Raw genomic sequence first — 12652 nt, forward strand, 5'->3', positions numbered from 1 at the left:
CGGCGGTCTTCACCACCACGGCGCAGCGAGTGGCGCCAGCCGCCTTACTCCACCACGCGGTAGATCTCCCAGCGGGTGGAGCCGCTGACCACCAGGGGCTCGATCGCCTTGCCCCACTCCCGGTGGTCGTCACGCTCGGCGAGCTTGTCCCACTGGGCGCTCAGGGTGGCCATGTCCGCCACCCGGAGATCCACCGCCACCACCGACTCGGCGGCGCCCACGCTGCCGGTGGTGATGGTGTAGTCGGTCTGGCCTATGTCGCGGCCGATGGTGGACCACCACTCCTGGGTCTTCGCCAGCAGCTCCTGCTTGTGCCCGAAGCGGGCCTGACAGTACCAGCGTGCAATGATCATGACATCCTCCCGTGCTCTGCAGGTTGCGAATCGCCGGAGCTCACCCCGGCGAGCGCAAGGACGCAGCCGGCATCGGGATTGTTCCCGCCTCCTGCCTCCCCGGCCAAGGGCGTACGGTTGCGTCTCCCCCAGGCCCTACGATACTGAGACGGAAGGCGGCGGCAGATGGGGCGGCGCATCGGCCTGCCTTCGAGCCGTGGCCGGAGACCGCCGCCATCGCGTCGCACTCACCAGGGAGCAACGCCATGAGTGACCCAAAACCGTCGTCAGCGAAGTCAGGCGACCAGCCAACGCCACCCCAGGAGACGCCATCCGACGAGCTGGCAAAGCGCTATGGCGAGGCCCTCGCGCGATTGTCGACCGGATCGTCCCAGGCCTGGCAGGGCTGGCTCGAGCGCCAGGCGCGCGGGGACTTCTTCACCCTGCCCGACCCGGCGGTCGCGGCCAAGGCCATGACCCGCCTGGGCCAGCAGTTCCTCTTGCAGCCACAGCACGCCCTGGAGGTCCAGCGGCAGCTGTGGCAGGGCTACACGACGCTGTGGCATAACACCGCGCAGCGCCTGCTCGGCGAAGCGCCGTCATCGGCCCTCAAGCCCACCCCGCGAGACAGGCGCTTCAAGGGCAAGGGCTGGGAGGAGAACCTCTACTTCGACATGCTCCGCCAGGCCTACCAGCTGACCGCCGAGCAGTGGTTGAAGGGGGTGCATGAGGTCACCGAGGAGCTGGACCACGACGAGCGGGTGAAGGTCGAGTTCTATGCCCAACAGCTGATGGATGCCCTCGCCCCCAGCAACTTCGCCACCACCAACCCGGAGGTGATCGAGGCCACGCTGCGCACCGGCGGCGCCAACCTGCTGCAGGGCATGGCCAACCTGATGGAGGACCTGGCCCGGGGCGAGGGGCTGCTGCGCATCAAGCAGAGCGATTCGGCCGGGCTGGAGCTGGGCAAGAACATTGCGGCGACCCCGGGCAAGGTCATCTACCAGAATGAGTTGATGCAGCTCATCCAATATGCGCCGACCACCGAGACGGTCGACCGCCGGCCGCTGCTGATCGTCCCGCCCTGGATCAACAAGTTCTACATCCTGGACCTGACGGCGCAGCGCTCCTTCATCCGCTGGGCCGTCGAACAGGGCATGACGGTCTTCGTCATCGCCTGGGTCAATCCGGACGAACGCTATGCCGAGGTGGCCTTCGACGACTACCTCACCCAGGGCACTCTCAAGGCCATGGACGTGGTGGCCGAGGTCACCGGCGAGGAGTCGCTCAACACCATCGGCTACTGCATCGGCGGCACCCTGCTGGCCAGCACACTGGCGCATCAGGCCGCCCGAGGCGATGAGCGGGTGCACAGTGCTACCTTTTTCACCACCCTGCTCGACTTCAGCGAGGTGGGGCCGCTGGAGGTGTTCATCGACGAGGAGCAGATTCGCTATATCGAGCAGCACATGGCCCAACGCGGCTACCTGGAGGGCACGCATCTCTCCAACGCCTTCAACCTGCTGCAGTCCGCCGACCTGATCTGGGGCTTCGTGATCAACAACTACCTGCTCGGCCGGGAGCCCCAGGCCTTCGACCTGCTCTACTGGAATTCCGACTCTACCCGCATGCCGCGGCGCATGCAGAGCTTCTACCTGCGCAACATGTACCTGGAGAACCGCCTCGCCGAACCCGGGGGCATCTCCCTGGCGGGGGAAGCCATCGACCTTGGCAAGGTGAAGATCCCGACGTTCTTCGTGGCGACCGAGAAGGATCACATCGCGCCCTGGCAGTCTAGCTACCGCGGCGCGCACCTACTGGGCGGGCGACCCCGCTTCCTGCTCGGCGGCTCCGGCCATATCGCTGGGGTCATCAACCCCGCCGGCTCGCCGAAGTATGGCTACCGGACCTATGGCCACCTGCCGAAAGAACCCGAGCGCTGGCTGGCCTCGGCCACCCACCATGCGGGCTCCTGGTGGCCGGAGTGGCGCGGCTGGATCGAGCGCCACGCCGGTGGCCAGGTGCCCGCCCGCGAGCCCGGAGGTGGGCGCTACTCCCCCATTGAGGACGCGCCGGGTTCCTATGTCCGGGTGCGGGTCGACGACGTGGGTGCCTCCGGCGGGTGAGACGCCGGAGGCGCTTGCCCCGATACGGCGGCCCAGAAGCAGTACACTGCTTCTGGGCAAGATCCCTCCCCATCGACACTTCGGAGCCCACTCATGTCTCGCGCTATCGACATTCCCGCCGCCGACGGCACCATAGACGCCCATATCGTCACGCCCGGGAGCGCCGAAGGTCCACTGCCGGCCGTGCTGCTGTTCACCGATATCGGCGGCCTGCGCCCCTGCTTTCACGAGAAGGCCCAGCGGATAGCCGACAACGGCTACGCCGTGTTGATGCCCAACGTCTACTATCGCGATGTGCGCGGCCCCGTCGTGCCGGAGGGCAAGTCCTTCCGCGACCCGGACGTGCGTCCGACGCTATTCGAGTATGCCGGCCGGCTGACCCCGACGCGCAATCCCGCGATTTCGCCGCCCTCCTCGCCTGCCTTGACGGCGAGGCCGAGTTCACGGCCGGCAAGATCGGCGTGGTCGGCTACTGCATGACCGGCGCCTTCGCGCTGCGCCTGGCGGCCGAACACCCCAACCGCGTAGCCGCCGCGGCCGGCTTTCACTCGGCCAGGCTGGCGGGCGCCGATGATCAGGAGAGTCCAGTCCATCTGGTCGACACCATCGAGGGGCGCGTCTATCTCGGCCATGCCGACCAGGATGAGCTGCTGCCCCCGAGCAGATCGCCCGCCTGGACGAGGCGCTGGCCAAGGCCGGCGTGCACTTCACCACGGAGCTCTACAAGGGAGCGGCCCACGGCTTCACGGCCAAGGACGCCCCCTCCTACAACGCCACCGCCGACGCCCTGCATCACAAGCGGCTCGCCATGCTTCTGGAAGAGACGCTTTGACGAACGAAGCGTCGTCCCTCACGACGAGACTCACCACACGCCGAGCTGGGTCGCCACCCAGCGCCCCGGGGCCAGGGTACCGGCAAAGGCGCCGACCAGCCCAAGATAGGCCCCGCGCATCCAGCCACGGTGCTGCGCCACCCGTCCCTGGCTGATGGCATGGACCGCCACGCCAAGTGCCACCAGCATCCACAGCGACAGCAGGTGAATGGGGCCGAAATGTCCCACCAGCGGCAGCACGCCGCCGCCCAGCCAGAAAGAGCTCAGCGCCGAGAGGGCCATGGCCAGCACCCAGACGCCACCCATCAGCCGGTGAGGGGCGGTCCCCTTGGGCGAGAGCAGCAGAACGGCCCCTAGCCCGAGAGCCAGGAAGGACGCATAGAGATGCAGGGTGAATGCCATGACAGCCTCCGATTACCGGGCGCCGGCCGGCTGGCCAACGCATCGCTTGAAATGCAACTTGTTGCATAAGACTAGCCGCCGCCCGCTTCCTATGCAACCATATGCATATCAAGGTCATCCCCATGGTCTCCCATGTCACTACGCGCCGTCCTCCTGATCACCCTCCAGCGCGAGCCGGGCACCGGCTACGACGTTCTTCAGCGCTTCAAGGCCGGGCTCGCCCACGTCTGGCAGGCCAGCCACCAGCAGCTCTACCGGGAGCTGGACCGCATGCGCGGCGACGGCCTGCTCGAGTGCAAGACGGTGCCCCAGGCCGAGCGCCCCGACCGCAAGGTCTACCGGCTGACCGAGGCGGGTCGGCAGGCGCTGGACGCCTGGCTCGCCAAGCCCCTGGCCGCCAGCCCCGTGCGCCAGCCGCTGTTCGCCAAGTTCTTCGCCTGGGAGCGCTGGCCCGACCCCGCCCGCCGCGAGGAGCTTGCCGCCCTGCGCAAGCAGCTCCGCGAGCGCCTGGCGACCTACGCCACCATCGAGCGGGAGTGGTTCAGCGACCCGGAGGCCCTGACGTCCGCCCAGCGTGCGCCCTGGCACACTCTGCGGCTGGGGCAGCGGCTTACCGAGACCTGGCTGGCGTGGATCGAGGAGGTGTTGAAGGACGTGCAAGAGAGGCCTTCGTCCTAGCCAAAAGAAGCCTTCGCTTGCGTTACATCATTGTGTTGAATAAAACCCGAGCAATAATGAATCCTATGTCATCGCGATAGGGACAGCGCCCATCATGCACGGGAGTCATGGATCACTCCGAGGAGCGTGCATAGACGAGACAAGGACCCGTGCATGCATCCTTATCAAGCGGATCAAGGCCACCGCCGGGCGGTGCTGCAGGCAATGCTGCTGGTCACCATCGTCAGCGCCCTCGGCTTTGCGGCCCTCAACTTTCCTGACGACATGATCCTGGTCGCTTGGATCCAGGTAGCCCTTGCCGCCTTCGCCGCCGGCCTACTGGTCGTGGTTCGCCGTACTGAGCGGGTTCAGGCCTGGTGTCTGGGCTTCATGCTGGTGTTGCTGTCCGCCACGATCCTGCTGCTAAGCCGCCCGGACATCTCGCCCTACGCCTTCATCTGGCTGCTGATCATCCCGCTTGTCACCCATCTCCTGCTCGGCTCCCGGCTGGGACTGTGGCTCTCACTGGGCTATATGGGGGTTGGCGGCGTCATCTATCTGTACCGCTTTGGCGGCCACCCCGAACTCGTTCGAGTGGAGGTGCTGGCCAACGCCGTCATCGCCGCGCTGACCACCCTGGGCATGTCACACTTCTACGAACGCACCCGTGAACGCTCCGAGAAAACGTTGATGCGCCTGGCGACGGTCGACCCGCTGACCGGGCTGGCCAATCGCATGCGGCTCAACGATGTCTTCGAATGGGAACGGGCACAGGCGCAGCGCCACGGGACCCCGTTGTCGGTGCTGATGCTGGACCTGGATCGCTTCAAGCGGATCAACGACGAGCACGGTCATGAGGCCGGCGACAGGGTGCTGGTCGCCTTCGCCCGCATGCTGCGGGAGCGCCTGCGGGAGATCGACCTGATCTCACGCTTTGGCGGCGAGGAATTCCTGGTGCTGCTGAACAACACCGATGGCAAACGCGCCGTCGCCGTGGCCGAGGCGCTGCGGGAAGGCGTGGAGCAGCTGGCTATCGAACATCGGGACAAGACCCTGAAACTCACCGTCAGCATCGGCGTCGCCGAATACGGCCCCGATGGAATAGACCTGGATACCCTCAGCCGAATCGCCGATGAACGGCTCTACCAGGCCAAGGCGAATGGACGCAACCGCGTCTGCGATGGCCGTGCAGTGGAGGCTGGAGTCGCGTCGGAGACCACCGTTGACGTATAGCCGGGGTCGCCATGCAGAGAGTCACTTCGCAATAGGGGCAAGTGCCTACCTTGGAAGCACGAGAAGATGCCGGCTTTCGGCCATGAGCTGACATTCAGCGCATTCTGATGTAACGCCCGCAGCACGCGCGGCTTTTTACTGGAGGCGCAGCCGCAATGAAAAAGCCGTCGCTGTGCCTGCGATTGTTATGCATTTATAAGAGCGCCAGAAGAGCCGAAGCACCAGCGCCAACAATACTTGCTACTGTGCTGTTTTCCAGAAGTTTTCTTAGCGCCAATTTCGCCTCTTGGTCATCACTTTTTGCTACAGCTTCAACAAGACCTTGAACGCTAATATTGACAACCTGTGAGTTGTTGCTTCCTACCTGTACTTGCTCGCCAGTGATAGAGCCAATATTAAAGGTAGAGGATTGAGTACTTGTCGTGTGCGGCTGTGCCGTAAGATTTTCCACTTTAAGTGTTAGTAGATTTTTATGCTTAGTACCTACGCCAAGAGTTCCGCCCGCCTGAAACTGAGCATCAATGACCTTGAGTTCGATTTCTCGCTTTCCAGACTTTTGAGTGATTATGTCGCCGATTCCTACGTCTGGTTCATCAGTGTATGGAACTAGTAATGTACCTTTCGACACGTTGCGCTGGCCGCTGAATTCAGACCCCGCAATAATGATTTTCTCTGGATACGCAAGTGCGTCAAAATTCATTTGGCCTCCCTGCGGTTGATTTGTGCATAACGCCCGCACACCGGTGTGAGCTTGCGAGCATCCGGCGGCCGACAAGCTGCGTAGTGATGTGCTTGGTTATTATTTTCAGTCACCTGAATCCGTGAGGTCAGCCACCCGAAATGCTTCTAACTCACTGACCTGAATGGCAATATAGCTGATATCGCCATTCACCCAGACAGTGCCATGCCCAACGTCAAATTCCGCGCCAGTCGCCGCACCCTTACCAGCCACGCCGGGCTATCCATCATCGGGCAGTGCCTCGAGATCGCCGGCGTCGACAGCATCGACAGCCGCTTCCCCACCACGCTGGGCATGCGCACCAGCGACGTGGTCAAGAGCTACCTGGGCCTGCTGTGCCTGGGCATGAGCGACTATGATGCCATCGAAAACTTCCGTCGCGACAAGCCCTTCCAGCAACTGCTGACCCTGCAGAAGGTGCCGAGCACGGCGACGCTGCGACAGCGGCTGGAGAAGCTTGCCGCCAACGACCTGCAGGCACGCACCGCCACCTGGTCCACCACCCTGCTGTCGCTGGTGGAGGCACCGATCACCGCCGAGACGACACATGTCTGCCTCGACATCGACACCTTCGTCATGGACAACAGCAACTCGAAGAAGGAAGGCGTCTCGCGGACCTACAAGAAGGTCGACGGCTACACCCCAATCGCCGCCTACCTGGGCAACGAAGGGTGGTGTCTGGGCCTGGAACTGCGTCCCGGCAAGCAGCACACCATGAAGGAGAGCAACGCCTTCCTGGAGCGGGTGCTGCCCCGCGCCCAAGGCCTGACCGAGCGACCTATCTTGCTGCGTGAGGACAGCGGCTTCGACAGCCAAGCGCATCTGGCCCTTCTCGAACGGCAGCGGCTGGCCTTTGCCGAGGAAGGCCGCCAGCTGGACTACCTCGTCAAATGGAACCCGCGGGACTCGGCCACGGCCGATCAGGACACCTGGCTGGCCGTGGCGGCGGACTATTGGGAAGAATTGCGCCCCGGAAAGCGCCAGGCACTATGGACGCAGACCGTCTCGATCCGCGATGGTCGGTCTGAGTACGAGCTCAAGCGCGTGATGCGCCTGGTGGAGCGCACCGCCGATCACGATGGCCAGTTACTGCTCGAACCGGAGTATGAGCTGGAAGGCTGGTGGACCAGCCTGGACGAGGCGCCGGAGGCGGTGATCAAACGCTACCAGGCGCATGCCACTCATGAGCAGTTTCACAGCGAGATCAAGACCGATCTCGACCTGGAGCGGCTGCCGTCGGGAAAGTTCGCCACCAATGATCTGATTCTGCACCTCGCCCAGCTGGCCTACAACATCCTGCGGCTGATGGGCCAGATGGGCATGACCGGCGAGCTGAGCCCGGTGCGCCATCCCGCCAAGCGGCGCCGGATCCGCACCGTGCTCCAAGAGTTGGTACATCGCGCGGCTCTCGTGATCCACAAGGCACGGCAGGTCATCCTCGACTTCGGGCAGGACATCGGGCGCATGACGGTGTTGAACACCCTGCGATGCCGCCTTCGCTATCCCCGAGGCACACCATGCTGATCGTCTGTCGGACAACGACATCACGTAGAGGGCTGACGGTCACCGGCAGCCAGCATCACCGTGCCCGGCGGGTAGCTATGCATGTCAAAACGGGCTGCCGTCGCCGGTCGACGCCGCCCTGGTCGGCCATCACCGGCATGCATTGGGCAGTTGAGACGGAATCGGAGGTCAAAAAATGCGCACTGGCGGTGATAGGGGAAGTGTCGGCGCTGGCTTCACGGAATCAGGAGTCAAAATAGTGCCACCAACGCTATTAATACACTCAATACAGATAGTGCTATTGTTATCAAGATGTAGTGACGCCCACAGAAATCCTGCAGCCGCGCCATGAAGTTTGTGGCCTGGTTATCTGGCGCTCTATCGGACTCTTCAATTTCACTTATGAGGTCGCTCACCTTAATATGGATTCCCCTGCAGCCACCCCCAAATTTAGCCTCTAACTCTGGAGCTGGATTGATGTCTCGGAAATCATCAAATTCCAGAGTAACCGATTTTCCGGTTGATGGCTGCACAGCCCGAACTTTGCGAGCGTCTCGGTCAATGTAACCTTCATACTGCCCAAACACGGTATTCACTTCAAAGTTCACAGCACCCTCTGGTAAAATCAGGTATTAGGCCGCGTGCTCGATATTTCACTTGAACGCGCATGCGCGTTCAACAATGTTATGCTGCGCGATCAAACATATCTCATCATATTGAAAGCCCTAGGCATTAAGTATAGCTCGGTAGTATAGCACCAAACATCGTGCATGCTGCATATCCCCAATGAACGTGCTCGCTGCCTCTGCCACCATGTCGGCTTAGGGTCGTTTTCTGTCCTTCTCCTCCCTCACGCCGGCGGTTTTCGATACTCAGTGCCTTCATCTGGCCAGCTCAACCGCCGCTGGTCGCGCGCTAAAGCGACCTCCTACAGTGGGGGAGCCACCGAATAGCGCATTCGAGCCGCTCGCGGCCCTTCATGCTGACCCTTTCCGGTAGCCGATTGCCTACATCGAGCCATCAAGACGAGATCGATAGCCCATCTGGCCACATCGAGTAACTCTCAGCGTACTAAAGATTTCTTCGATCTGCCCGGCCGAATCTCGAGTTTTCTCATATTCGTGGGGCAAGAGACTAGCCCCGCCGATGCGCAGCGGTGCCTCGCCGTCGGTGCTGGGGCTTTTCGTGGCCAACCGGGTGGGTTGGCACAACCGGCCCTACCCCTTGGCGATCAGGAAGGCGCCGGCGGCGGCCATCAACGAGCCGGCGGAGCGGTTGGCGCCCTTCATGGCGCGCTCGGTCTGCAGGAAACGCCGCGCGCTGGAGGCGCCGGAAGCCACCAGCATCAGGCCTGCCATCAGCCCGAGGAAGGTGAGGCCGACCACCAGCCCCATGTCGCCGCCGCTCAGGGCGGTGAGGTCGATGAAGGTGGGCAGGAAGGCGATGTAGAAGAGAATCACCTTGGGGTTGGAGGCGGAGATCAGAAAGCCTTGCAACACGCCTTTCATGGCATCGACTCGCCGCTGCTCCGGGTCCAGGGGCTCGGCCCGTACCGGGGCGGTCCACATCTTCCAGCCCAGGTAGAGCAGGTAGGCGGCGCCAAGGTAGCGGATCACCGTGAAGGCCTCGCTCCAATTCTCGGCGATGGCCGCCAGGCCGTAGAAAGCCAGCACCAGGTAGATCAGATCGCTCAAGGTCATGCCCAGCGCCAGAGGCAGGCAGGCTCGCGCTCCGGATGCCATGCCTCGGGCCAGCAGGGCGAAGACCCCAGGACCGGGGGTCACGGCAAACACGAAGATGGCCACGAGATAGAGGAGCGCGCTTTCGAGGGACATGGTTTTCCTGCCGATGTATCGAGTGAGCACTACACGCTATCACGCGCCGTGGCAGCCGTCGCCCCGGGTTCTCACGGGGCCCCAGGCCGCCGAGCCGACCGCGCTCTACCGCAGCATCTCCGCCAAGGCCCCTTCGGGGCTGCCACCAACGCTTCATCAGCTCTTAACCGCTCCGTCATGCCATCGACTGCTGACTGTCATGATCCCAGGCGAAAGTAGGGGCCGATTCCGCTTCACCCAGTACCGTTATCACGACCTGGAGCCACCATGACCGTTTCGACCCTGAATCGCACCCTGCTGGCCAGCACCGTGGCCGGCCTGTTCGCCGCCGCCAGCTTCTCCGCCAGCGCCGATCTTTCACAGCGCTACACCGACGCCGACGGCGACATGGTCGCCGACATTCCCAGCGATGAGTCCCGCTGGGTCGACCCGGCTACGCTGGTGTTCGCCTACACCCCGGTGGAAGATCCGAGCGTCTATGCCGACGTTTGGGCCGACTTCCTCGATCATCTCGCCGAGGCGACGGGCAAACGGGTGCAGTTCTTCCCGGTGCAGTCCAACGCCGCCCAGCAGGAGGCGCTGCGCGCCGGTCGTCTTCATGTGGCCGGCTTCAACACCGGCGGCGTGCCGGTGGCGGTGAACTGCGGCGGCTTCCGCCCCTTCGCCATCATGGCCGGGGAAGACGGCAGCTTCGGCTACGAGATGGAGATCATCACCTATCCGGGCAGCGGCATCGAGCAAATGGAGGATCTGGCCGGTCGCCAGCTCGCCTTCACCTCGCCCACCTCCAACTCCGGCTTCCGCGCTCCCTCGGCGCTGCTGCGCTCCGAGTACGGCATGGAGGCCGATGAGGACTTCGAGACCGCTTTCTCCGGCTCCCACGATAACTCCATCCTCGGCGTCATCAACAAGGACTACGAGGCGGCGGCCATCGCCAACTCGGTGTCCGGCCGCATGCAGGCCCGTGGCGTGATCAACGAAGGCGACTACGAGGTCATCTACACCTCCGAGACCTTCCCCACCACTGCCTACGGCACCGCCCACAACCTGCATCCGGAGCTTCAGGAGGCGATTCAGCAGGCCTTCTTCAGCTACGACTGGGCGGGCACCCCGCTCGAAGCCGAGTTTGCCAACAACGGTGAGTCTCAGTTCATTCCGGTCACCTACGAAGAGCACTGGTCGGTGATTCGCACCATCGCCGAGGCCAACGGCGTGACCTACGACTGCGACTGATTCCGAGAACGACCAGCGGCGATCGCTGCTTTTCTCATTGGAATCGAGCCATCAACAGTACGGGCCAGGAGGGCCTCGCTCTCCGGGCCCGTGCGCATGTAAGGGAGACCCGACCATGCTGACGCTTTCCCAGGTCAACAAGCGCTACCCCACCGGGGACCGTGCCCTGACCGACATCGAGCTGACGCTGCCCCGCGGTCAGGTGATGGCGCTGATCGGCCCCTCCGGGGCCGGCAAGAGCACCCTGATCCGCTGCGTCAATCGCCTGGTGGAGCCTACCAGCGGCAGTATCCGCCTGGAGGAGACCGAACTGACCCGGCTTTCCGGCAACACCCTGCGCCGGGCGCGCCGCGCCATGGCGATGATCTTCCAGGAGTACGCCCTGGTGGATCGCCTCACGGTGATGGAGAACGTGCTCTCCGGCCGGCTGGGCTACGTGGGCTTCTGGCGCAGCTTCCTGCGTCGCTACCCAAAGGAGGACATCGCCGAGGCGTTTCGCCTGCTGGAGCGGGTGGGCCTGCCCCACGCCCTGGACAAGCGCGCCGACGCCCTCTCCGGCGGCCAGCGCCAGCGGGTGGGCATCGCCCGGGCGCTGATCCAGCGTCCCAGGCTGCTGCTGGTGGACGAGCCGACGGCGAGCCTCGACCCCAAGACCTCCCGGCAGATCATGCGCCTGATTCGCGAGCTGTGCGCCGAGCGGGAGCTGGCCGCCATCATCAATATCCACGACGTGGCTCTGGCCCAGCAGTTCGCTGACCGCATCGTGGGGCTGCGCGCTGGCGAGATCGTCTTCGACGGCAGGCCCGGCGAGCTCGACGCCGACACCCTCACCACCATCTACGGCGAGGAGGAGTGGGATACCCGGGTCCAGGAGGAAGAAGCCCGAGCGAGCCCGCTGCCGAGCCCACCTCCTCTCCCCAGTTGACCCTGGCCACCGGGGGCACCTCATGAGCCGTCAGACACTGGCGCAGGCGGGCCGCTGGCGGCGCCTGCCGTTGATCGAGAATCCTAGGCTGCGCTGGGGCTTGGTGGTGGGCCTGGCCGTCTATCTGGTGCTGGCCCTTTCCACCATCGACGTCAACTGGGCACGGGTCGCCGAGGGCGCCAGCCGAGGGCTGAACTTCCTGGCGGCCTTCACTCAGCCAGATTTCGTCAGCCGCCGCGGCGACATCATCGACGGCATCCTCGAGAGCCTCACCATGACGCTCACCTCCACGGTGATCGGCGTGGCCCTGGCCGTTCCAGTGGGGCTGGGCGCGGCGCGCAATATCGCTCCCTGGCCGATCTATTACCTGTGCCGGGGCATCATCACGGTGTCGCGCACCTTCCAGGAGATCATCATCGCCATCCTCTTCGTGGTGATGTTCGGCTTCGGCCCCCTGGCCGGCATGATCACCCTGGCCTTCGCCACCATTGGGTTCATGGCCAAGCTGCTCGCCGAGGACATCGAAGACCTGGACTGGCGCCAGGTGGAGGCGGTGCGCGCCACCGGTGCGAGCTGGTGGCAGACCATGAACCACGCCGTGCAGCCCCAGGTGATGCCGCGGCTGATCGGGCTCTCCATGTACCGGCTGGACATCAACTTCCGCGAGTCGGCGGTGATCGGCATCGTCGGGGCCGGCGGCATCGGCGCCACCCTGAACACCTCCATCAGCCGCTACGAGTACGACACTTCGGCCGCGATACTGCTGATCATCATCGCCATCGTGCTGCTGTGTGAGTACTCCTCGAGCCACATCCGCCGCTGGACCCAGTAATGC

General features: G+C 63.9%; 13 protein-coding genes and 1 pseudogene. 9 read left to right on the forward strand and 5 right to left on the reverse strand.

Translation table 11 applies throughout. The features are described 5' to 3' along the window. Nucleotides 1–44 precede the first annotated feature (44 nt). Nucleotides 45–353, reverse strand: a complete 309-nt coding sequence (locus tag ACSJDS_RS20325) for a hypothetical protein (RefSeq protein WP_473034805.1) — start codon at nt 351–353, stop codon at nt 45–47. Between the two features lie 245 nt (nt 354–598). Here ACSJDS_RS20325 and ACSJDS_RS20330 point away from each other — a divergent pair, with 245 nt between their 5' ends. The 3 genes and pseudogenes from ACSJDS_RS20330 to ACSJDS_RS20340 form a co-directional block, all read left to right on the forward strand. Next, on the forward strand, nt 599–2458 hold the full coding sequence (locus ACSJDS_RS20330; protein ID WP_473034806.1) for a PHA/PHB synthase family protein: 1860 nt from the start codon (nt 599–601) through the stop codon (nt 2456–2458). A 93-nt stretch (nt 2459–2551) separates the two neighbouring features. Further along, nucleotides 2552–2938 carry a dienelactone hydrolase family protein gene (locus tag ACSJDS_RS20335; protein WP_473034807.1) on the forward strand — a complete coding sequence of 129 codons (387 nt, stop codon included), beginning with the start codon at nt 2552–2554 and terminating at the stop codon, nt 2936–2938. Then, a pseudogene (locus tag ACSJDS_RS20340) lies at nt 2899–3290 on the forward strand (dienelactone hydrolase family protein); the annotation flags it as partial. The gene ACSJDS_RS20335 and the pseudogene ACSJDS_RS20340, both read left to right, overlap by 40 nt. 30 nt (nt 3291–3320) lie before the next feature. On the opposite strand, the gene ACSJDS_RS20345 reads toward ACSJDS_RS20340, so the two are convergent. After that, entirely contained in the window at nt 3321–3692 is a 372-nt protein-coding gene (locus tag ACSJDS_RS20345; protein WP_473034808.1) for a DUF2306 domain-containing protein, read from the reverse strand. Nucleotides 3693–3824: 132 nt separating this feature from the next. Here ACSJDS_RS20345 and ACSJDS_RS20350 point away from each other — a divergent pair, with 132 nt between their 5' ends. Both ACSJDS_RS20350 and ACSJDS_RS20355 read left to right on the forward strand, forming a co-directional pair. Next, complete coding sequence (locus ACSJDS_RS20350) at nt 3825–4370, forward strand: PadR family transcriptional regulator (protein WP_473034809.1); 546 nt, start codon at nt 3825–3827, stop codon at nt 4368–4370. Between the two features lie 153 nt (nt 4371–4523). Next, entirely contained in the window at nt 4524–5582 is a 1059-nt protein-coding gene (locus ACSJDS_RS20355) for a GGDEF domain-containing protein (RefSeq protein WP_473034810.1), read from the forward strand. Nucleotides 5583–5775: 193 nt separating this feature from the next. Here the strand turns inward: ACSJDS_RS20355 and ACSJDS_RS20360 are convergent, their stop codons facing one another. Then, entirely contained in the window at nt 5776–6282 is a 507-nt protein-coding gene (locus tag ACSJDS_RS20360) for a hypothetical protein (protein WP_473034811.1), read from the reverse strand. Nucleotides 6283–6486: 204 nt separating this feature from the next. On the opposite strand from ACSJDS_RS20360, the gene ACSJDS_RS20365 reads away from it, so the two are divergent. Further along, on the forward strand, nt 6487–7845 hold the full coding sequence (locus ACSJDS_RS20365; RefSeq protein WP_473034812.1) for an IS1380 family transposase: 1359 nt from the start codon (nt 6487–6489) through the stop codon (nt 7843–7845). A 230-nt stretch (nt 7846–8075) separates the two neighbouring features. Here ACSJDS_RS20365 and ACSJDS_RS20370 read toward each other — a convergent pair whose 3' ends face one another. Continuing rightward, the gene (locus ACSJDS_RS20370) at nt 8076–8432 is read right to left on the reverse strand and encodes a hypothetical protein (protein WP_473034813.1); all 357 of its coding nucleotides are present in this window, start codon (nt 8430–8432) and stop codon (nt 8076–8078) included. A 609-nt stretch (nt 8433–9041) separates the two neighbouring features. Beyond that, nucleotides 9042–9659 (reverse strand): LysE family translocator, encoded by a 618-nt coding sequence (locus tag ACSJDS_RS20375; protein ID WP_473034814.1) that lies wholly within the window; start codon nt 9657–9659, stop codon nt 9042–9044. Between the two features lie 267 nt (nt 9660–9926). On the opposite strand from ACSJDS_RS20375, the gene phnD reads away from it, so the two are divergent. The 3 genes from phnD (at nt 9927) to phnE (ending at nt 12649) form a co-directional block, all read left to right on the forward strand. After that, nucleotides 9927–10892, forward strand: coding sequence for a phosphate/phosphite/phosphonate ABC transporter substrate-binding protein (gene phnD, locus ACSJDS_RS20380; protein WP_473034815.1), 966 nt, complete (start codon nt 9927–9929; stop codon nt 10890–10892). A gap of 115 nt (nt 10893–11007) precedes the next feature. After that, a complete protein-coding gene (gene phnC / locus ACSJDS_RS20385; RefSeq protein WP_473034816.1) occupies nt 11008–11817 on the forward strand; it encodes a phosphonate ABC transporter ATP-binding protein in 810 nt (269 codons plus the stop codon). A 22-nt stretch (nt 11818–11839) separates the two neighbouring features. Then, the gene (gene phnE / locus ACSJDS_RS20390; protein WP_473034817.1) at nt 11840–12649 is read left to right on the forward strand and encodes a phosphonate ABC transporter, permease protein PhnE; all 810 of its coding nucleotides are present in this window, start codon (nt 11840–11842) and stop codon (nt 12647–12649) included. The last annotated feature ends 3 nt before the right edge of the window (nt 12650–12652 follow it).

This window comes from Halomonas sp. SL18_1 (assembly GCF_055755715.1).